General features: G+C 70.3%; 23 protein-coding genes. 15 read left to right on the top strand and 8 right to left on the bottom strand.

The window, feature by feature from the left end; genetic code table 11:
• Positions 1–770, top strand: a 770-nt coding sequence (locus tag JWP65_RS11065; RefSeq protein ID WP_299763644.1) for a DUF1631 family protein, incomplete at its 5' end; no start/stop codon positions are given.
• Between the two features lie 66 nt (positions 771–836).
• On the opposite strand, the gene JWP65_RS11060 is transcribed toward JWP65_RS11065, so the two are convergent.
• Entirely contained in the window at positions 837–1,169 is a 333-nt protein-coding gene (locus JWP65_RS11060; RefSeq protein ID WP_299763642.1) for a hypothetical protein, read from the bottom strand.
• 10 nt (positions 1,170–1,179) lie between these two features.
• Entirely contained in the window at positions 1,180–1,827 is a 648-nt protein-coding gene (locus JWP65_RS11055) for a GntR family transcriptional regulator (protein WP_299763640.1), read from the bottom strand.
• A gap of 371 nt (positions 1,828–2,198) precedes the next feature.
• Here JWP65_RS11055 and JWP65_RS11050 point away from each other — a divergent pair, with 371 nt between their 5' ends.
• Positions 2,199–3,017, top strand: a complete 819-nt coding sequence (locus JWP65_RS11050; protein ID WP_299763638.1) for a hypothetical protein — start codon at positions 2,199–2,201, stop codon at positions 3,015–3,017.
• Positions 3,018–3,065: 48 nt separating this feature from the next.
• On the opposite strand, the gene JWP65_RS11045 is transcribed toward JWP65_RS11050, so the two are convergent.
• From JWP65_RS11045 to JWP65_RS11035, 3 genes are read right to left on the bottom strand one after another with little or no spacing between them, the layout of a single operon-like run.
• Positions 3,066–4,403: a TAXI family TRAP transporter solute-binding subunit gene (locus tag JWP65_RS11045; RefSeq protein ID WP_299763636.1), complete on the bottom strand. Its 1,338-nt coding sequence runs from the start codon at positions 4,401–4,403 to the stop codon at positions 3,066–3,068.
• A complete protein-coding gene (locus JWP65_RS11040; protein ID WP_299763634.1) occupies positions 4,400–5,380 on the bottom strand; it encodes a P1 family peptidase in 981 nt (326 codons plus the stop codon). The genes JWP65_RS11045 and JWP65_RS11040 overlap by 4 nt, the downstream gene beginning before the upstream one ends.
• 26 nt (positions 5,381–5,406) lie before the next feature.
• Complete coding sequence (locus JWP65_RS11035) at positions 5,407–5,880, bottom strand: DUF411 domain-containing protein (RefSeq protein ID WP_299763632.1); 474 nt, start codon at positions 5,878–5,880, stop codon at positions 5,407–5,409.
• Between the two features lie 167 nt (positions 5,881–6,047).
• On the opposite strand from JWP65_RS11035, the gene JWP65_RS11030 reads away from it, so the two are divergent.
• Positions 6,048–6,338 (top strand): hypothetical protein, encoded by a 291-nt coding sequence (locus JWP65_RS11030; protein WP_299763630.1) that lies wholly within the window; start codon positions 6,048–6,050, stop codon positions 6,336–6,338.
• A 145-nt stretch (positions 6,339–6,483) separates the two neighbouring features.
• Here the strand turns inward: JWP65_RS11030 and JWP65_RS11025 are convergent, their stop codons facing one another.
• Positions 6,484–7,143 carry a cation transporter gene (locus tag JWP65_RS11025; RefSeq protein WP_299763628.1) on the bottom strand — a complete coding sequence of 220 codons (660 nt, stop codon included), beginning with the start codon at positions 7,141–7,143 and terminating at the stop codon, positions 6,484–6,486.
• 77 nt (positions 7,144–7,220) lie between these two features.
• Between JWP65_RS11025 and JWP65_RS11020 the strand changes: the two genes are divergently transcribed.
• Complete coding sequence (locus JWP65_RS11020; RefSeq protein WP_299763626.1) at positions 7,221–7,667, top strand: Cd(II)/Pb(II)-responsive transcriptional regulator; 447 nt, start codon at positions 7,221–7,223, stop codon at positions 7,665–7,667.
• Positions 7,668–7,704: 37 nt separating this feature from the next.
• Positions 7,705–8,070, top strand: coding sequence for a DOPA 4,5-dioxygenase family protein (locus tag JWP65_RS11015; protein WP_299763624.1), 366 nt, complete (start codon positions 7,705–7,707; stop codon positions 8,068–8,070).
• Between the two features lie 15 nt (positions 8,071–8,085).
• Here JWP65_RS11015 and JWP65_RS11010 read toward each other — a convergent pair whose 3' ends face one another.
• Positions 8,086–9,048: a tripartite tricarboxylate transporter substrate binding protein gene (locus JWP65_RS11010; RefSeq protein WP_299763622.1), complete on the bottom strand. Its 963-nt coding sequence runs from the start codon at positions 9,046–9,048 to the stop codon at positions 8,086–8,088.
• Between the two features lie 124 nt (positions 9,049–9,172).
• Between JWP65_RS11010 and JWP65_RS11005 the strand changes: the two genes are divergently transcribed.
• The 3 genes from JWP65_RS11005 to JWP65_RS10995 all read left to right on the top strand — a co-directional run bounded on the left by JWP65_RS11005 (position 9,173) and on the right by JWP65_RS10995 (position 14,196).
• The gene (locus tag JWP65_RS11005) at positions 9,173–10,867 is read left to right on the top strand and encodes a long-chain fatty acid--CoA ligase (RefSeq protein WP_299763620.1); all 1,695 of its coding nucleotides are present in this window, start codon (positions 9,173–9,175) and stop codon (positions 10,865–10,867) included.
• A gap of 111 nt (positions 10,868–10,978) precedes the next feature.
• The gene (locus tag JWP65_RS11000) at positions 10,979–12,493 is read left to right on the top strand and encodes an ATPase domain-containing protein (protein ID WP_299763618.1); all 1,515 of its coding nucleotides are present in this window, start codon (positions 10,979–10,981) and stop codon (positions 12,491–12,493) included.
• Positions 12,493–14,196: a response regulator gene (locus JWP65_RS10995; protein ID WP_299763616.1), complete on the top strand. Its 1,704-nt coding sequence runs from the start codon at positions 12,493–12,495 to the stop codon at positions 14,194–14,196. Before JWP65_RS11000 ends, JWP65_RS10995 begins: the two co-directional genes overlap by 1 nt.
• Here the strand turns inward: JWP65_RS10995 and JWP65_RS10990 are convergent.
• Positions 14,144–14,704 (bottom strand): hypothetical protein, encoded by a 561-nt coding sequence (locus JWP65_RS10990; protein ID WP_299763614.1) that lies wholly within the window; start codon positions 14,702–14,704, stop codon positions 14,144–14,146. The two genes, JWP65_RS10995 and JWP65_RS10990, sit on opposite strands and share 53 nt — an antisense overlap.
• Positions 14,705–14,819: 115 nt before the next feature.
• Between JWP65_RS10990 and JWP65_RS10985 the strand changes: the two genes are divergently transcribed.
• The 7 genes from JWP65_RS10985 to JWP65_RS10955 form a co-directional block, all read left to right on the top strand.
• Entirely contained in the window at positions 14,820–16,112 is a 1,293-nt protein-coding gene (locus tag JWP65_RS10985) for an SDR family oxidoreductase (protein ID WP_299763612.1), read from the top strand.
• Positions 16,112–16,588 (top strand): DUF2269 domain-containing protein, encoded by a 477-nt coding sequence (locus tag JWP65_RS10980; protein ID WP_299763610.1) that lies wholly within the window; start codon positions 16,112–16,114, stop codon positions 16,586–16,588. The genes JWP65_RS10985 and JWP65_RS10980 overlap by 1 nt, the downstream gene beginning before the upstream one ends.
• Entirely contained in the window at positions 16,585–17,484 is a 900-nt protein-coding gene (locus JWP65_RS10975) for an NAD(P)/FAD-dependent oxidoreductase (RefSeq protein ID WP_299763608.1), read from the top strand. The genes JWP65_RS10980 and JWP65_RS10975 overlap by 4 nt, the downstream gene beginning before the upstream one ends.
• Positions 17,485–17,513: 29 nt before the next feature.
• Positions 17,514–18,626, top strand: a complete 1,113-nt coding sequence (locus JWP65_RS10970) for a mandelate racemase/muconate lactonizing enzyme family protein (RefSeq protein WP_299763606.1) — start codon at positions 17,514–17,516, stop codon at positions 18,624–18,626.
• Between the two features lie 73 nt (positions 18,627–18,699).
• Positions 18,700–18,939 carry a hypothetical protein gene (locus JWP65_RS10965; RefSeq protein WP_299763604.1) on the top strand — a complete coding sequence of 80 codons (240 nt, stop codon included), beginning with the start codon at positions 18,700–18,702 and terminating at the stop codon, positions 18,937–18,939.
• Positions 18,940–19,003: 64 nt separating this feature from the next.
• Positions 19,004–19,495, top strand: a complete 492-nt coding sequence (locus JWP65_RS10960; RefSeq protein ID WP_299763602.1) for a MarR family winged helix-turn-helix transcriptional regulator — start codon at positions 19,004–19,006, stop codon at positions 19,493–19,495.
• Positions 19,492–19,966: TolC family protein (locus tag JWP65_RS10955; RefSeq protein ID WP_299763600.1), on the top strand; the 475-nt coding region annotated here is incomplete at its 3' end. The genes JWP65_RS10960 and JWP65_RS10955, both read left to right, overlap by 4 nt.

The following is a 19,966-nucleotide window of genomic DNA, read 5'->3' as shown; positions in this document are numbered from 1 at the left end:
AGCGCAACCTGCTGGCCGACCGCATCGCGGCCCAGGTGCGTGAGCGGACCGACGCGCAGGCGGCGCCGGACGAGGCGTTGGCCTTCGTCTGCGGCCCCTGGGCGCAGGTGATGGCCCAGGCGCGCCTGACCAACGAGAGCGGCGCCGAAGACCCCGGTGGCCATGCCGCCGTGGTGCCGGTGCTGTTGTGGAGCGTGCAGCCGGCCCTGGCGACCCGGGTGGCCGGCCAGCAGGGGCTGCTCGAAGAGGCAATCGAAGCCGGCCTGGCCAGCATCGACCATCCTCCGGCCGACACGCAGCGCTGGCAGGCCGTGTTGCGCCAGCTGCGCGGCGTGGCGATCGGCCTGGCCTCGGGCATCGGGGCGGCGTTGCCGGCGCTGGCGCCGGTGCCGGCGCGCGCGCCCACCTGGCTGGCGCCGGGCGAGGCGCACGATTCCGGCTTCCTGCCGGAACAGGTGCTGCCGTTCGGCTCGGCGCCGTGGGAGCCCGACACGCTGCCGCCGATGGAGCTGGAGCCCGGCGCCTGGGTGGAGCTGCTGGGCGAGGGCGGCGAGCCAACGCGCTGGCAGCTGTCCTGGGCCAGCCCGCATGGCCTGCTGTTCATGTTCAGCCACGCCAGCGGCGCCAGCCGCTCGATGACCCGGCGCCGCCTGCAGCAGATGCTGGCCGACGGCAGCCTGCGGCTGGTGTCGTTGCGCGCGGTTGTCGACGGCGCGCTCGACGCAGTGGCGCACGAGGCCTGGCGCAACAGCCTGCATCACCCGGAATGATTCGTCGCCGCCGCGCAGGCGGGCACCGGCGGCGCCCTGGATTTCCGCCGCGCGGAAATGACGCTCCTAGGCCTGCCAGACTCCATACCCGCGCTCGCGCAGCGCGATCCCCAGTTCCACTTCCATCTCGCACGCGGCCTGGTAAGGCATCGGGTTGTAGACCTCGTACAGGTCGGGCCGCAGCTTGATGCCGTGGTCGCGCACGAAGCTGCTGGCCTGAATGCCGGCCTTGTGCTTGTCGAAGCGCAGGTCCGGATCGAGCCCTGTCATGCCGACGTAGACGAACGGCATCCCGAGGCGGTAGTGCGGGTTGCAGCGGCGAAAGCGCGCGTTGTTCCAGACGGCGTCGCCCAGTTCCACCACGTACACGTGGTAGTGCAGGCACGGCTGGCGGGCCATGCGTGGTGGCTCAGGCCACCGCCAGCGCGGCAAGCGCGCTGCGCTCGGTCTCTTCCAGGTGCGCGGCCAGCAGCCTGGCCGCCGCCTTGGCGTCGCGCCGCCGCACCGCGCGGATCAGCGCATGGTGTTCCTCGTGCCAGCCTTGCGCCCGCGTGCCGGGCTTGAGCCGCGCGAAGTAGAAGCGGTCGACGATGAAGCGCAGCCGGCGGATGGTGGCCATCGTCTCGGGGCGGTCGGCCGGCGCATACAGCGCCTCGTGGAACTCGCGGTCGCCGGCCAGCCAGTCGGCCACCGTGCGGGCCTTGTCGATCGCCGCCTGCACCGTCTCCAACCGGTTCAGGCTGGCCGCCGTGTGCAGCGGCACCGCGTCGCCCAGCACGTCGCCTTCCAGCAGCCGTCGCAGCCTGAACAGCTCGCTGAGGTTGGCGGCGCTGAGGCGGCGCACGTAGACGCCCTTGTTGGGAACCACCTGCACCAGGCCCTCGGCCTGCAGCTGGAACAAGGCCTCGCGCACCGGGACCCGGCTGACGCCGAGCTCGGCCGCGATCTCCTCCTGCCGCAGCGGCGCGCCGGGCGACCAGCGCCCGCGGTCCAGGGATTGGCGCAGCAGCTGGATCACTGCCGATGAAGAAGTCTGGGTCAGGAAGGAGGCGGGCACGCGCTGGGTTATACGCGTATACATCCGGCGCCGCAACGTGGCTGAGGCCTGCGAGCAACGGTCGGGAGAACGCGTTCGAAACGAAGAGCCTGGCGCGCCACGAGGCTGGCTCTGCCTGATCGTATACGTGAATATTCACGGACCCAAGGTGCCGGGCCGCCGGCCGGCTCGGCCGCTGCTGCAAACTCTTTTCAGCACTGGCTCAGCCCCGCGATTTTCCGCAAAGCCGCATGAACACTGGCTTTGCACCGGATGACGACCGGTCGTCCGACAGCCATGTAGGACGGGACGCTGTAACGGGCTGAACTTTCAACGACGTGCGCCGCTCTGTAGGACTTGTTCGCACACATCGACCAGCAAGGAACCTACGAATGAAGCAGCAACCCATCGCAGCCAAAGTGACCTCGGCGCACAACGTCCTGATGCTGGCCGGTTTGTTGGGCATCGGCCTGACCGGTTCCATCGCCGTCATGCCCACCACTTCCGACACGCTGGCGCAGCGGTCGCAGGCCGGCGAAGTCGCCTACGCGGTGGAACCCGCGCCGGTGGCCAAGGTTGCTCCGTTCAACTTCAAGGTCGATGGCTACTACGACCAGCTGCGCAAGAAGATGAACTGGTTGCCGGTGCGCTACGCCGGCAACCTGCTCAAGACGCCCGATGCGCAGTCGCGCATCCTGCTGGCGCAGTCGGCGGCGCAGCGCGCCGGGCTGGAGGAAGTGGGCCTGAGCTATCGCGACGTCTACGGCATCATCAATGCCGAGACCACCTGGATCCCGCGCATGGGCGCCAGCAAGGACGGCACGCCCAACCTGGGCATCGCGCAGTTCGAGCCGGCAACCGCCAAGGCCGTGGGCCTGGTGAACCCGGCCGATCCGGTCGAGGCCGTGCACGCCGCCGCGCTGCACCTGAAAGACGCGGCCAAGTGGAGCGCCAAGCGCATCGCCGGCCTGAAGCTCAACCCCGAGCAACATGCGGTCAAGCTGCGCGAAGGCGTCTCGATCTACTACAACCTGTCGACCAAGGGCCGCAACACCTGGAACGGCAAGAACACCGCCAAGCTGCCGATCGAGACGCAACGCCACATCGCCAACGCGCGCCTGGGCGCCAGCGAAGCCGCGCAGCTGTCGGCGCAACTGCGCGAGCTCAAGGGCCGCATGACCGGCGAGCGCACCGTCACCGCGTCGAACTGAGCGTCACGCCCAGCAACCAGACGCCGGCTCGCTGCCGGCGTTTTGCATTCAGGCGGGCTCGACCGCCCCGACCGCCTTGCGCCGGACCACCGCGATGTTGTTGCGCAGCGCGTAGAGCTCGTCGGCGTAGGCCAGCGGCACCGAGATGCGGCCGACCTTCTCGTCCAGCGTGTCCAGCTCGCGCGCCAGCTCCGCACCCTGCGCCGCTTGCTCGTGCAGCCGGTTTTCGATGTCGCGCAGCTGCGCGTACCAGCGGAACACGCGTGAGCGGATGCGAAACTGGTACAGCGGCGGCACGACGCGCGACAGCGGCAGCAGCACCGCCAGGATGAGGCCCAGCACCAGCCACATGCGCTCAACCAGATTGGCCAGCCAGAACGCCAGCCAGCGCTGCAAAAACGGCTTGCCGCCGCGGATCGCGCGCTCGGCTTCGGGCGAGACCGGGTACTCGCTGTGATCGATGGCCGGGAAGCTGCCGGCCCGGTTGAACCAGCCGGCCGGCCCATGCAGCTCGCGCGCGGCTTGCGCGAACAGCTGCAGCAGCGCCGGATGCGTCTGCTGGCGGGTCAGCAGCGCAGTGGTGGTGGCGACCAGCCGCACGTCGCGCGGCGGCTGGTCCCCGGCCAGGTCGACCACGCCGCGCGGCAACAGCACCGGCGTGAGGAACGGCAGCCGGCGCGAGTAGGCCTCGCTCTGACTGAAGTCCATCAGCCGCACGCCCGGCGTCATCAGCAGCATCTGCACCATCAGCGACTGCGGCGCCGAGGCGAACACGATCGCATCGAGCTCGCCGGCCAGGAACGCCACCGTGGCCGGGGTCTGCTCCAGCCGCGACAGCTTCAGCTGCGCCGGGTCCACCTTGTTCGCCTCGAACAGCTGGTTCATCAGGTGCGGCACGCCGCTGCCGGTGGTGCCGACGTTCAGCCGCAGCTCCTGCAGCTGCGCCAACGCGGTGACGGCGCCGCCGGGCATCGCCTTGGCGGCATCCTCGCGGTAGAACAGCCACACCGGTTCCACGAACAGGCTGCCGAGCGACAGCAGGCCGCCTTCCTCGATGACGGCGCGGTCGCTGCTGCCGCCCTGCACGAAGCCCAGGTCGGCCTTGCCTTCGCGCAGCAGTTGCAGGTTGGCCGACGAGCCTTCGCTGGCCAGCAGCAGCACCTCGATGCCGTGCGCGGCGAGCGCCTTGCGATAGCGCTGGCCGAATTCGTCGTAGGCGCTTTGCGCCGGCCCGGTGGCCAGCGTGACGCGCCTGGGCGGGTTCGGGTCGAGCCACAGGTAGGCCAGCACCAGCAGGCCGACGGCCAGCAGCGCAACCGGGCCGGCGGAGATCAGCAGGTCGCGCAGCGACACCAGCGTGGAACGCAGCGCCCGCACCGGCCTCATCCGAGGTCCGAGGCCGAGGGCAGGTGCAGCTCGCCCACCGTGATGCTGCGGGCCGCGCGGATCGCGCGCACCACGGCCAGGGCGCAGACTTCGGCCGCCATGGTGCCCAGGGTCATCATGCCCAGCGTCTTGCCGCTGGCGCCGGTGCCGAGCGCGAACAGGGCGTCGCCGTCCGACAGCGTGTGCAGCGGGTTGATCGCCCGGGCCAGACCGTCGTGGCCCATGGTGGCCAGCCGGCAGGCTTGCAGCTTGGTGATGACGGCGTCGGTGGCGATCACGCCGATGGTGGTGTTGCTGCCCGCCAGCATCGGCTTGGGCTGCTCGCCGCGCAGCAGCGCGCGCCGCGTGTCCAGCAGGCTGTGGCCGTCGTCGCTGCGGGCGCCGGCGATCACGTGGCCGGTCTCCGGGTCGACCACGTCGCCCAATGCGTTGCAGGCGACGATCGCCCCCACCGTCACGCCGTCGACGGTGACCGAGGCGCTGCCGATGCCGCCCTTCATCGCGCGGCGGATGCCGAAGATCTTGCCCACGGCCGCACCGGCGCCGGCGCCGACGTTGCCCTCGGCCGGCGCCTCGCGCGAGGCGGCCAGGCAGGCCGCATAACCGGCGGCGGCGTCCGGGCGAATGGACTGGTCGCCCAGCGGCAGGTCGAACAGCACGGCGGCCGGCACGATCGGCACCCGCGCCGGGCCGACTTCCATCCCGACGCCTCGTTCGTCCAGCCAGCGCATCACGCCGGAGGCGGCATCCAGCCCCCAGGCACTGCCGCCGGCCAGCACGATGCCGTGCACGCGCTCGACGATGTTGTCGGGCGCCAGCAGGTCGGTCTCGCGGGTGCCGGGCGCCGCGCCGCGCACGTCGACACCGGCAACCGCGCTGCCTAGTGCCAGCACCACGGTGCAACCGGTGGGGCGGCGGGTGTCGGTGTAGTGGCCCACTTCGATGCCGGCCACTTGCGTGATGGAGGAACTGCTCATGCGCGGGATTATGTCCGCGCCGGTTGTCAGCCCTTGTTGTAGCTCGCGTACACGCGCGGCGCGCCAGACCTGGGCACCAGCAGCACGTCGTGGGGATCGCGCCGGTTGCCATAGGCGGCGCCGTCCATGCCGGGGGCGCCGACCGGCATGCCCGGCACCGTCAGGCCGACGGCGGCCGGCCGTTCCTTCAACAGTCGGCGGATGTCGGCCGCCGGCACGTGGCCTTCGACGGCATAGCCGCCGACCAGGCCGGTGTGGCAAGATCCCAGTTGCGGCGGAATGCCGAGCTTGGCGCGCATCGCTTCGTTGCCGCCGCTGTTGACCTTGACCGCGAAGCCGTTGGCTTGCAGGTGGTCCACCCAGTCCTGGCAGCAGCCGCAGTCGGGATCCTTCCAGACTTCGATCCGGACCCTGGACGGGCCTTGCGCCAGACCAGCGAACGGCACGGCGGCAAGCGCGGCAAGCAGGCCGCGGCGGCTGGGGGACATCGGGGTCTTCATGGGTTGTGATCGTAGTGGCTGGGGCACGGCCCTGCTTGAGGCAGGATATGTCCTACAGCGGTTGCCAAGCATTTTCCGACAGCCTGCCAAGGCTGGGCTTCCTACAGTAGTCCCTTCCGCCGGCATCGTGCCGGAATCATCGTAACGAGCCCCGTGAGAGGACCCCCATGAACACCGAAACGTCACAGAACCCCTTCCCGACCAGTGGCGAGCAGAGCCAGGGCAGCAGCAGCACTGGCCTGAATGGCGACGTGAACCGTGTGCGCAAGGTGGCCCAGAGCCTGCACGAAGCCGTCGACACGCTCGAGCAGAAGATCGGCGTGAGCAGCGAGCGCGTGATGGACATGACCGACGAGTACGGCAACATGGCCCGCGACCAGGTCCGCGCCAATCCGCTGGCCGCGCTCGGCGTCGCCTTCGCCGCCGGCTACGTCTTCGCCAAGATCTTCGGCCGTTGACGCGAGATCGCTGAAAAATCGCGCCAGCGATTTTTCGGTGGCCTGATCAGGGTGCGGGGGGCCGGCGAAGCCGGTCCCCCCGCACAGAGACAGGGCAGGGCGGCGCGATGCGCCGCCCTGCTCTCGTTGCCCAAACCCACATCAATCACCGGGAACTGGCGCGCGCCTCGCGCGCCAGTTCCTGCCGGGCCTGGCGTGTCACGCTGAGCCCGGCTGCGAGCGCCAGTCCCCCCATCACCGCGGCCACCGCCAGGTCCGGCCAGCGGGTGCCGGTGCCCAGCACCCCCGCCGCGGCCAGCAACACCGCCAGGTTGCCGATCGCATCGTTGCGCGTGCACAGCCATACGCTGCGCATGTTGGCGTCGCCTTCGCGGAACCCATAGAGCAGGGCACCCACGCCCACGTTGGCCGCCAGCGCCAGCAGGCCGACCACCCCCATGGTCACGGGCTGCGGCGTGTCGCCCGCCAATGCAGCCCACCCGGCCCGCCCCAACACCAGGGCCCCGAACAGCAGCATGCACACTGCCTTGACCATGGCGGCGCGAGCCCGCATTACCGCGCCCATGGCCAGCACCGCCAGCGACAGGGCGTAGTTGGCGGCGTCGCCCAGGAAGTCGATCGCGTCGGCCAACAGCGACACCGAACCGGAAGCCACGCCGGCCCCGATCTCCAGCAGGAACATGGTGGCGTTGACGACCAGCGCGATCCACAGCACCCGGCGGTAGCCCGGCGGCGCGCCGGCCAGCGATTCGATGCCGTGGGAGTGGCCGTGGTGGCCGTGGTCGGCGTGGGATTGGTCGTGCATGTAGCGGTTCTTCCGGTTCGTTCCAGGCTATTTGAAACCCTGGAGCGGCTCCAGGGTCAAGCGGCTACCATGGCGGCATGAAGATCAGCGACCTGAGCCGCGCCACCGGGGTCGAGGTGGAAACCATCCGCTACTACGAAAAGGCCGGGCTGCTGCCGGCGCCGGCGCGCCAGGCCAACGGCTATCGCCACTACGCGCAGCAGCACCTGCAGCAGCTGGCTTTCGTTCGGCATTGCCGTGCGCTCGACATGCCGCTGGCCGACATCCGCAGCCTGCTCGACGTGGTGGACGGCCAGCCCGGCGCGGGCGCGACGGCCGAGGCGGTGGTGACGGAGCAGCTGCAACGCGTGCGCGCCCGGCTCAAGAGCCTGCGGGCGCTGGAGCGGCAGCTGTCGCAGCTGCGGCTGCGCTGCGACGCCGACCACGACAGCCACCCTTGCGGCATCCTGGACGACCTGGTGGCGGCGGCGCAAGGCGAAGCCTGTGCCTGCCACCCCGGACCCATGGCGGCCAAGGGTGGCTAGCGGCACGCGCGACGCCGGCGGAGGGCACAATCGGCGCATGCCCCGCCGCCCCGTCAACGTCCATGCCGCCTACCACGCGCACGTCTATTTCGACGAAGGCACCGTCACGCAGGCGCGCGCGCTGTGCGAGGAGGCCGGGCGCAGGTTCCGGCTGTCGGTCGGCCGGGTGCACGAGCGCAACGTCGGCCCTCATCCGCGCTGGAGCTGCCAGCTGGCCTTCGCCGCCGACCAGTTCGATGCGCTCGTGCCCTGGCTCGACGCCAACCGGCAGGGTCTGGACGTGTTCGTGCATGGCCTCAGCGGCGACGACCTCAGGGACCACACCGAGCATGCCTACTGGCTGGGCAACGACTGGCCACTGGACTTGCGCATGTTCAGCCGGCGCGATTCCGCCCAGGGCTGAAGGCGCGGCGCGCCGTCAGTCCAGCCGCGCGCCCGACTTCCTCACCGCTTCGGCCCAGCGCGGCATCTCCGCGGCCAGGAACTTCGCGAAGTCGTCGCTGCCCAGGAACGCGGGATCGGCGCCCTGGCTGATCATGCGGTTGCGGATCTCCGGCTGCGCCAGCACCTGGCGGAAGGCGTCGCTCAGTTTCGCCGTCACGCCCCTGGGCAGGTTGGCCGGCGCCAGGAAGCCGTAGAAGCCCACCACCTCGAAGTCCTTGATGCCGCTTTCCATCACCGTCGGGATCTCGGGCAGTGCCGGATTGCGCTCGCGGCTGGTGACCGCCAGCGCCTTGACCTTGCCTTGCTTGTGGTACGCCGCCGCCTGCGGGATCGATTCGGCCATGAACTGCACCTGGCCACCCATCAGGTCGGTGAAGGCCGGCGCGCTGCCGCGGTAGGGGATGTGCACCATGAACAGCCCGGTGGCGCTCTTGAACATCTCCGGCACCAGGTGACTGATGCCGCCATTGCCGGCGGAGCCGTAGTTCACCTGGCCCGGCCGCGTGCGCGCGTAGTCCATGAACTCCTTGAGCGAGCCGACCGGAAGCTTGGGGTTGACCAGCAGCGCCAGCGGCTGCATGGCGGTGCGCGCGATCGGGGTGAAGTCGCGCAGGGTCTGGTACGGCAGCTTGGTGTACAGGCCCGGGTTGATCACCATCACGCCCGTGTTGGCCAGCATCAGCGTGTAGCCGTCCGGCGCCGCCCTCATCACGTCCTGGGCGCCCACGGTGCCGCCGGCGCCGGCCTTGTAGTCGATGATGACCGGCTGGCCCAGCACGGCCTGCAGCCGCTCGGTCAGCAACCGGGCGTGCTGGTCCAGCGGGCCGCCGGCCGGAAAGCCGATGACCAGGCGGATCGGCTTGTCGGGATAGGCCGCGGCCACCCCGAAGCTCGCGGCCGCGAACAGGGCCGCAATGGCGGCGTGAAATGCTTTCATGCTGGAAGCTCCTTTGGTTGCGAGGCATGATAGTGGCGGGCGCCCATGTGACTGGCTCGGTGCTTCCCCGCTGGCGCCCGGCCGCCGGCTGGTTACCCTGCGCGCCTGAGGAGACAAGTTGTCCATGGACCGTCCGCACCACAAGTTCTGGCCCAAGCGCCTGCCCCGGGCGCTCACCGTGCCCGCCACGTCGCTCTGGGACAACCTTGCCACCAGCGCCCGCCGCTATCCCGACAAGCCGGCGCTGGTGTTCTTCGGCCGCGTGCTGAGTTATGCCGGCCTGCAACGGCAGGCGGAGCAGCTGGCGGCCCGCCTGCACGGGATGGGCGTGCGCAAGGGTGACCGCGTGCTGCTGGTGATGCAGAACTGCCCGCAGCTGGTGATCGCGCACTTCGCCATCCTGCGCGCCAATGCGGTGGTGGTGCCGGTCAACCCGATGAACCGGGCCGAGGAGCTCAAGCACTACATCACCGATCCCGACGCCAAGGTGGCGATCACCACCGGCGACCTGGCGCCGGAGCTGGTCGCCGCCGACGCGCAGCTGCCGCAGGAGCAGCGGCTGGCCCACCTGGTCGTGACCCAGTTCACCGATGCCTTCGACCCCGAGGCTGCCGACGCCGGGCCGCTGCCGGCCGGCTGGCGCGACTGGCTGCTCACGCGCCATCCGCTGCCGCAGCTTGCCTGCGGTCAGGCGCTGGACTGGGAGGCGGCACTGGACCACGTGCTGCCCCTGCCGCCGCTGGACGTGGGGCCGGCCGACCTGGCCGTGCTGCCCTACACCAGCGGCACCACCGGCCTGCCCAAGGGCTGCATGCACCCGCACCGCAGCATCCTGCACAACGCGATGGCCGGCGCCACCTGGGGCAACGCCACCGCGGAGAACGTGACGCTGGTGGTGGTGCCGATGTTCCACATCACCGGCATGGTCAGCGTGATGCACTCCAACATCTACAGCGGCTCCACCCTGGTGCTGATGCCGCGCTGGAACCGCGAGGTGGCTGGCTGGCTGATTTCCAGCTGGAAGGTCACCACCTGGACCAACATTCCGACGATGGTGATCGACCTGCTGGGCAGTCCCGACTTCGCCAGCTTCGACCTGACCAGCCTGGCCCACATCGGCGGCGGCGGCGCCGCCATGCCGCAGGCCGTGGCGCAACGGCTGCTCGAGCAGTATGGCCTGCGCTATGTCGAAGGCTACGGCCTGACCGAAACCGCCGCGCCTTCGCACAGCAACCCGCCGGACGCGCCCAAGCAGCAATGCCTGGGCATCCCCTTCATGAGCTGCGACGCCCGGGTGGTCGATCCGGAGACGCTGCAGGAGCTGGCGCCGGGCGAGCAAGGCGAGATCGTGGTCAGCGGCCCGATGGTCTTCGACGGCTACTGGAAGCGGCCCGAGGCGACGGCGGCCGCCTTCTTCCTGCGCGACGGCAAGCGCTTCTTTCGCACCGGCGACATCGGCCGGGTCGACGAGGACGGCTACTTCTTCCTGACCGACCGGCTCAAGCGGATGATCAATGCCTCCGGCTTCAAGGTCTGGCCGGCCGAAGTCGAGGCCCTGATGTTCCGCCATCCGGCCATCCAGGAAGCCTGCGTGATCTCGGTCCGCGACAGCTACCGGGGCGAGACGGTCAAGGCGGTGGTGGTGCTGCGGCCCGGCCACCAGGGCCAGGTTAGCGAGCAGGACATCGTGGCCTGGTGCCGGCAGAACATGGCAGTCTACAAGGTGCCGCGCATCGTCGAGTTCGTCGCTGCGCTGCCAAAGAGCGGCAGCGGCAAGGTGATGTGGCGCACGCTCCAGGCGCTCGAGCCGCAACCGTGAGCGCCTCTGCAGGCGGGCGCGTACAAGCCTGTCGGCAACAGCCTACATGGCGGGCTGACATCAGCCGTTACGATTGCAGCTCAGCGCAAGTTTCGCGGCTGTTCCCACTGGATGAGACGCACCCCCACCACCCCCAACCTCCCGGTCCAGGCACGTTCCTCGACCGGCATCGCAGGACTCGACGACGTCCTCGGCGGCGGCCTTCCGTCCAATCATGTGTATTTGGTGGAAGGAGACCCCGGCGCCGGAAAGACGACGCTCGGGCTCCATTTCCTGCGGGAAGGCGTGCGCAACAAGGAGCGCGGCCTGTATGTGACCTTGTCGGAAACGGCCGCGGAGCTGCGGACCGTCGCCGCTTCCCACGGCTGGAACCTGGACGGCATCGAACTGTTCGAACTGATCAGCGCGGACGGCCTCAGCCCGGACCTGGAGCAATCCATCCTGCACCCCTCGCAGATCGAACTGGGGGAAACCGTGCGCGGCGTCATCGCCGCGGTCGAGCGGCTGCAGCCGCAACGTGTCGTGTTCGACAGCTTGTCCGAGATGCGGCTGCTGGCGCAGGACCCGCTGCGCTACCGCCGGCAGGTGCTGGCGCTCAAGAAGTTCTTTTCCGACAACGGCTGCACCGTGCTGCTGCTGGACGACCGTTCCAGCAGCCACACCGACCAGCAGCTGCACAGCATCGCCCATGGCGTGGTGGCGCTGGAGCAGGCCGTCGACCAGTACGGTCCGGAGCGGCGGCGACTGCGGGTGATGAAGATGCGCGGCATCCGCTTTCGTGGCGGCGAACACGACTTCACCCTGGACACGGGCGGCCTGTCCGTGTTTCCGCGGCTGGTGGCCGCGGAACACAACGTCGATGCCGCCTTGAAGATCGAGAGCACCGGCGTGGCCGCGCTCGACCAATTGATGGGCGGTGGGCTGGCCTGCGGCAGCAACGTTCTGTTCACCGGCCCGTCCGGCGTCGGCAAGACCACCACGGCGGTCGCAGCGACGGTGGCGGCGCTGCGCCGCGGCGAAAAGGCCGCGTACTACCTGTTCGACGAAGGCCTGGCCACGCTCGTGGTGCGCGCGCGTTCGCTCGGCCTGGACGTTCAGCCTTTCCTGGACAGCGGCCAGCTGCATATCGTCGCGCTCGACCCGGCCGAGGTCTCGGCTGGCGAATTCGCGCACATGGTGCGGCACGCGGTCGAGGACGGCGGCGCCCAGGTCGTCGTGATCGACAGCCTGAATGCCTACCTGCAGGCGATGCCGGGCAGCAAGTACCTGCTGCTGCAGATGCACGAGCTGCTGTCGTACCTGAACCGCCGTGGTGTCGTCACCATCCTGATCCTGGGCCAGCACGGCCTGCTCGGCGACATCCATGCCGACGTGGACATGAGCTACCTGTCCGACGCCATCTTGCTGTTCCGTTTCTTCGAGGCGCGGGGCAAGCTGCTCAAGGCGGTCTCCATGGTCAAGAGCCGCACCAACAACCATGAGCAGACCATCCGCGAGTTCCGCCTGGGGTCGGGCGGGATCGAGGTCGGCCAGGAGCTGACCGACTTCCAGGGCGTGCTGGCCGGCGTGACTGCCTACCACGGGACGTTCCCGTTGCTGGGTGACCCCGGCTCGAAGGCGGCGTGATGGAATTGCGGGTCCTGGTCCACGCCCCCCGCGGCCGCGACGCGGCGGTGGTGCAAGGCGTGCTGGCGCAGCAGGGCATCACGGCGCTGGTGTGCACCGAGCATGCCGCCTTGCTGGCCGCCCTGGTCGAAGGCGCCGCCGCGGTGGTGGTGACCGAGGAAGCCCTGCCCGACCTCATGGCCGACGACCGCCTGGTCGAGTGGCTTAGCGTGCAGCCACCCTGGTCCGACTTCCCGTTCGTGGTGCTGGCCACCAAGCGCGAAGGCCGCCGGCCCGACAATGATTTTCGCAAGCTGCACAACCTGGGCAACCTGGTGCTGCTGGAGCGGCCGCTCAACGCCGAGACGCTGGCCAGCGCCGCCGAATCGGCGGTGCGGGCCCGGCGTCGGCAGTACGCGGCTCGCGAGCACCTGGACGAACTGGGACAGACCCGGCAGGAACTGCAGCGCCTGAACGGCGAGCTTGAAAGCCGGATCCTGCAGCGCACCCGGGAGCTGGCCAGCGCCAACGACCGGCTGATGAAGGAGATCAACGAACGCGAGCGGGCCCAGGCCGCGCTGACGCAGGTGCAGAAGATGGAGGCGATCGGCCGGCTCACCGGCGGCATCGCCCACGACTTCAACAACCTGCTGCACGTGGTCAACATGAACCTCGAGCTGGTCTCCCTCTACGCCAAGGAGGAGAAGGTCAAGCCGGTGGTCGACCGCGCCAAGAGCGCGGCGCGGCGCGGCGCGCGCCTGACCAACCAGCTGCTGTCGTTCGCCCGCAGCCAGTCGCTGCTGCCCCAGCTGACGCACGTGAATCAGCTGCTGGCCGGCATGAAGGACCTGCTGGAGATCTCTGTCGGCTCCGGCGTCGAGGTCGAGCTGGACCTGTGCGACGAGGACGCGATGGTGGTGCTCGACCCAGGCCAGATGGAGATGGCCGTGCTGAACCTGGCGGTCAACTCGCGCGACGCGATGCCCGCTGGCGGCAAGCTCAAGATCGTCACCGGCACCCGCTACTTCGACACCGACGAGCGCGACCTGCCTGCCGGCGACTACGTGATCGTGGCGGTCACCGACGAAGGCGCCGGCATTCCGTCGAACGTGCTGCCCAAGGTGTTCGACCCCTTCTTCACCACCAAGCCGGTCGGCAGCGGAACCGGCCTGGGCCTGAGCCAGGTGTACGGATTCGCGCGCCAGTCCGGCGGCATCGCCCGCGTGCGCAGCGAGGAAGGCGTCGGCACCACGGTGGAGATCCTGTTCCCGCAGGCCGACGAGGAAGCGCCGGGGCCGGTGGCGACGCGCCAGGGTCCGGCCATCCCGCGGCTGGCGGGCGCCTGCCACATCCTGGTGGTGGAGGACGACCCCGACGTGCGGCGCGTGATCGTCGAGTGCCTCAGCCTGATCGGCTACAAGGTGACCGAGGCGGCCAACGGCACCGAGGCGCTGCAGTCGCTGGCGGCGGTCAAGCCCGACGTGTTGGTGGTGGACTATGCGATGCCTGACATGACGGGCGCAGAAGTGATCTCCGAGGCCCGCAAGCTGGTCGGCGAGCTGCCGGTGATCATGGCCACCGGCTACGCCGACATGGCCGCCGTCGAGCGGCTGGCCGGCAAGCCCAAGATCCTGCGCAAGCCGTTCGACATCGCGGCCCTGGGTGACGCGGTCACCTCGGTGCTCGAGGCGGCGCGGGACAAGGCGGAGGCGGCGAGTCTTTGACGTCGTCCCTGCGCCGGCGGCGATCGGGGGCGTGCGGTTTCGCGTGCCGGCGGCCCATCAACATGCTGCCCACCATCAGCCCGAGCGCCACGCAGGCGTAGACGTTCACCATCTGCGGCGTCGACAGCCGGTGTTCGAAGCCGGGGTTCAACCGCTTCGGGGTGAGCCGGTAGTCGACCAGGCAGGCGATGCCGGCCGTGGCGGCCGCCCCGGCCGCCGCCGGCAGCAGCCGCTTCGCCTGCGGCCGCGTGCCCCAGGCCTTGGCGTGCAGCACGCCCCACAGCACCGAAGCTGCATGGTGGATCAGCACTCCCGTCAGCGTGTAGCGCGCGCTCGCCGTGTCCTCGCGCAACGCGGTGTCGCCGAAGAACCAGTGGCTTGGCGCATTGACCGGTGCCGCCGGCTGGCCCCGGCACCGCCCCGCGCGCACCAGGTACGCGGTCGACAGGATGCTGGCGAGGCTGCCCGAGACGGCGCCTTCGCCCAGCGCTTGTTTCCAGGTCGTCATCGCGCCAGTGTAGGCAGGCACCGCATTCCGCGGGGCTGGTCGTCGCAAACGGACACCATGGCCGCCACGCCGGCGCGCCGCTGGCTAGACTGTTCCTTTTGTCATGCGACCCCACATGCGCGTCCTGTTGACGGGTGCCTCGGGATTCATCGGCCGTGCCGTGGCCGCTGCCTTGCTGCGCCGCGGCCACGAGGTGGTGGCGGTGCTGCGGCGCCCGCCGGCGGGCGCCAGCGGCGCCGTGCAGGCCGACTTCGCCCAGGTGCCGTCGCGCGCCTGGTGGCAGCGGCAACTGCAGGGCGTCGAGGCGGCCATCAACACCGTGGGCATCATCCGTGAGCAGCGCGGGCAGGGCTTCCAGGCGCTGCACACCGACGCGCCGGTGGAGCTGTTCCATGCGTGCGCGGCCGCCGGCGTCGGTGTGGTCATCCAGCTGTCCGCGCTCGGCGCCGATGCATCCGCACGCTCGCGCTACCACCTGAGCAAGAAGGCGGCCGACGACGTGCTGCGGGCGCTGCCGCTGCGGGCCGCGATCGTGCAGCCGTCGCTGGTGTACGGCGCCGGCGGCGGCAGCGCTGGATTGTTCGACAAAATGGCGCTCGCACCCTTGCTCCCGCTGCCGGCCGGTGGCCACATGCTGGTGCAGCCGGTCCACGTCGATGACCTGGTCGCCGGCATCGTGGCGCTGCTGGAGTCGCCGCCGGCCCGGGTTGCCACGCTGGCGTTCGCGGGGCCGCGGCCGCTGGCGCTGCGCGACTACCTGGCGGACCTGCGGCAGGCGCTGGGCGAGCCGGGGCCGTTGCGGGTGCTGCCCGTGACCACGCCCCTGTTCCGCGCCGCCGCGACACTCGCCGGCCAGCTGCCTGGAAGCATCTTCGACGCCGAGACGGCCGCCATGCTGCTGGCCGGCAATGCCACGCACGACAACGCCTTGCCCGGCCTGCTGGGGCGGCCGCCGCGGCAGCCGCGCGAGTTCATCGAGGCCCAGGCCGCGGAGCCGGCCCGGCGCGCCGCCGCGGTCCAGCTGTGGCTGCCGCTGCTGCGCATCGCCGTCGCCTTGCTCTGGATCTGGACCGGCATCGTCTCGCTCGGGCTGTACCCGGTGCAGGACAGCTACGCGCTGCTGGCGCGGGTGGGCCTGCACGGCGCGCTGGCCAGCGTCGCCCTGTACGGCGCTGCGCTGCTCGACCTGGCGCTCGGCGTGCTGACCCTGGCGGCGCCCGCGCGCTGGCGCCGGCCACTGTGGCTGGCACAACTGGCGCTGGTCGCAGGCTACACGGTGCTGATCACGCTGTTCCTGCCCGAGCAGTGGCTGCATCCTTACGGGCCGATCACGAAGAACCTGCCGGTGGCCGCGGCCCTCGCGCTGCTGTGGGCGCTGGAGCGGCCGGCGCCGCGGCGGGGGGCTTGATGGACTATCTCGTTCTCAAGTGGCTGCACGTGCTCTCGTCGACCATCCTGTTCGGCGCCGGCGTGGGTTCGGCCTTCCACATGTTCGCCGCCACGCTGCGCGGCCAGGTGGACGGCGTCGTGGGCGCCAGCCGCAACGTGGTGCTGGCCGACTGGCTGCTGACGACGCCCAGCGCCATCGTCCAGCCGGTCACCGGTCTGTGGCTGGTGCACATGATGGGCGTGCCGTTCGCCACGCCGTGGGTCGCCTGGTCGCTGTGGCTGTACGCGCTGGCCATCGCCTGCTGGCTGCCGGTGCTGTGGCTCCAGGTCCGCCTGCGCGACCTGGCGCTGGCGGCCGAGCGCGCCGGCACGCCGCTGACTGCCGCCTGGCAGCGGCTGTTCCTGGGCTGGGTGGCGCTCGGTGCGGCGGCCTTCGTCGCCTTCCTGCTGATCTTCTGGCTGATGGTCGCCAAGCAGGTGCCATGGACGACATGAACCACGACCTCCTCGACTGCCTGATCATCGGCGGCGGCGCCGCCGGCCTGACCGCCGCCGTCTACCTGGGCCGCTACCGCCGGCGCGTGCTGGTGCTCGATGCCGGCGACAGCCGGCTCAAGTGGATCCCGCGCACGCGCAACGTGCCGGGCTTTCCCGAAGGCATCGAAGGACCGGAGTTGCTCGAGCGGATGCGCCAGCACGCGCGCGTCTACGACGTGCCCATCGAGCAGGTGCTGGTCGATGCCTTGCGGCGCGAGCCCGATGGCAGCTTCGTGGCGCAGGCCGGCGAGCGCAGCTGGCGCGCCCGCTTCGTGATCTACGCCACCGGCGCGCGCGACGTGGTGCCCGAAGGCGTGGACGGCTTCCACGACGGCTTGAGCGCGGGGCAGGTGCGGTTCTGCCCGGTGTGCGACGGCTTCGAGACCCAAGGCCAGCGGGTGGCGGTGCTGGGCAAGGCCGGGCATGGACTGCGTGAGTCGCTGTTCATCGCCGGCTTCGGCAACGAGGTGACGTGGCTGGCGATGGCTTCGAAGGACGACGTGGATCCGCCCGATCTGGAGCAGCTGCGCGAAGCCGGCGTGCGCATCGCCGACAGCCCGCCGCAGCAGATCGAGTGCGGCGTCGGCAGCGGCGTGCGGGTCAAGCTGCGCAACGGTCAGCTGCTGGAGTTCGACACGTTGTATCCCGCGCTGGGGATCACCCATGCCTGCGGCCTGGCGGCGGCGCTCGGGGCCCGCGCCCAGGCCGATGGCCAGCTCGAAGTGGATGCGCACCAGCAGACCGCGGTGGACGGCCTTTATGCGGCCGGTGATGTTGCCGTCGACCTGAACCAGATCGCGGTGGCCACCGGCCATGCGGCAATTGCGGCCACCGCGATCCACAATCGGCTCTGAGGCGCAGCCGCCGCTCCAGGAGAGTCCCGTTGAAGATCACGCAAGTCGAACCCTTCATCCTGCACGTGCCGGTCACCGGCGCGCAGATCGCCGACAGCACGCACAGCATCACCCACTGGGGCGTGGTCGGCGTGCGCATGGTCACCGACAGCGGGCTGGACGGCTACGGCTTCACCGGCACCCATGCGCACCTGCCCGGCGACCAGCTGATCACGCGCTGCATCGCCACCTGCCATGCGCCGCTGCTGCTCGGGGAGGACCCGCGCGACGTGCAGCGGCTGTGGCACAAGCTGGCGCGCAACCCGGCGTTGCAGTGGATCGGCCGCGCCGGCATCACCACGCTGGCGCAGGCCGCCATCGATGTTGCCCTGTGGGACCTCAAGGCCAAGGCGCAGGAGCTGCCGCTGTGGCGGCTGCTGGGCGGCCAGGTGCGCGAGCAGGTCCGAGCGTACAACACCGACATCGGCTGGCTGAGCATTGCCGACGACGCGTTGGTGCAGGGCGCCCAGCGGGCGGTGGCGCAGGGCTTCACCGGCATCAAGATCAAGGTCGGCTCCACCGTCGAGCGCGACTTGCGGCGGCTGGAAGCGGTGCGACAGGCGATCGGCGCGGAGGTGACGCTGGCGATCGACGGCAATGGCAAGTGGGACCTGGCCACCTGCCTGCGCTTTTGCCGCGGGGCCGAGCCGTTCGACGTGTTCTGGTTCGAGGAGCCGCTCTGGTACGACGACGTCAAGGGCCATGCTGCGCTGGCGCGCGCCACCCGCATCCCGGTGGCGCTGGGCGAGCAGCTGTACACGCAGGACGCGTTCGCCGAGTTCTTCCACCAGCAGGCCGTGCACTGGGTCCAGCCCGACGTCACCCGCATGGGCGGGCTGACGGAGGTGCTGCGCGTGTGCGACGCGGCGCACGCATACCGGCTGCCGGTCGCGCCGCACGCCGGCGACATGAGCCAGGTCCACGTGCACCTGGCCTATGCCCATCCGGCCTGCCAGGTGCTGGAGTACATCCCCTGGATCAAGGACTGCTTTACCGATCCGGCCGAGGTGGTGGACGGCTTCTATCGGCTGCCGCGGCTACCGGGCGCCGGCACCACGCCGACGCCGCAGGCCTGGGAGCGCTTGCGCCGACCGGTGGAGTGAACCGTCCCGGGTAAACGCCAAGGCGGGCGCCCGTGCGCGGGTCTATCGTGGGGCCCTCTTCAGGGAGCGTTCCATGCGCAACATCCTCCTTTTGCTGGCCGGGTTCGCCCTGGGCGGCGCCGCCTGGGCCCACAACTGCCCGAACGAAATGAAGGCGATCGACGCCAAGCTGGCGACCAAGCCCGCGCTGACCAATGACGTCTCGGACCAGGTCACCAAGCTGCGCGCCAGCGGCGAAGTGCACCACAAGGCGGGCAAGCACGAGGCGTCGATGAAGGATCTGGGCGAAGCCAAGAAGCTGCTGGGAATCTAGCGTCGCTGCTCGGGACGGAAAAGCTGCTTTGACAATAACTGCCTAGGCAATAAATAATGGCGCCATGCCAGCGCCATCGCCGCCAGAAGCGACCGTCTTCTACCGTCCCGAAACCTACGACCCCGAGGACAGCGCCGCCTACCTGATGCGGCGCATCCTCGCCTGCGTGGCGACCGAAGTCGACGCGGCCCTGGAGCCGCGCGGGCTCACCAGCGCCCAGTGGATCCCGCTGCTCAAGCTGCACCTGGGCCACGCCGCCACGGTGGCCGAACTTGCGCGCGAATGCCGGCTGGACGCCGGGGCGATGACCCGCATGGTCGACCGGCTGGAAGCCAAGGGCCTGGTCGCCCGCGCGCGCTCGTCGCAAGACCGGCGCGTGGTCCACCTCGCGCTCACCGAGGCCGGCAGCGCATCGGCCAGCCAGATCCCGGCGGAGCTGTGCAAGGTGCAGAACGCGCTGCTGCAGGGGCTGAGCATCGCCGAATGGGAGCAGCTCAAAGGGCTGCTGCACCGCGTGCTCGACACCGCCCTTGCCCGCAAGGCGGGACAGCCATGACGCGGCTGGCGTCGGTTGCGTCCGGTGGCCGCCTCGCTGCGCTGGTCGCCGCATGCCTGCTGGCCGCCTGCGCCAGCATGGACGGCATCGGCCCCCAAGCGCAGCTGCATGCTCCCGTCGTCCCTGATGTCGCCGCCGACGTCGCGCCGCTGCAGCCGCAGTGGTGGCGCGAGTTCGGCGATGCCCGCCTCGACGCCCTGGTCGCGCAGGCGTTGCAGGGCAACCCGAACCTGGGTGTGGCGCAGGCCCGGTTGCGGCGGGCGCTTGCCATCAGCCAGGCCGCGAACGCGGCCACGCTGCCGCAACTGAGCGGCGCACTGGACCTCACGCGCCAGCGCTACACCGAAAACGGCGCGGTGCCGCCGCCGCTGGCGGGCTCGGTGCGGGAGACCGGCACCCTGCAGCTGTCCACCAGCTGGGAGATCGACTTCTTCGGCCGCAACCGCGCGGCCATCGAGGCCGCCGTCGGCG

Origin of the sequence: Ramlibacter sp., assembly GCF_028292805.1 — a bacterium.
Taxonomy (GTDB): Bacteria; Pseudomonadota; Gammaproteobacteria; order Burkholderiales; family Burkholderiaceae_C; genus Ramlibacter.
This window is presented reverse-complemented; position numbering and strand designations above follow the sequence as displayed.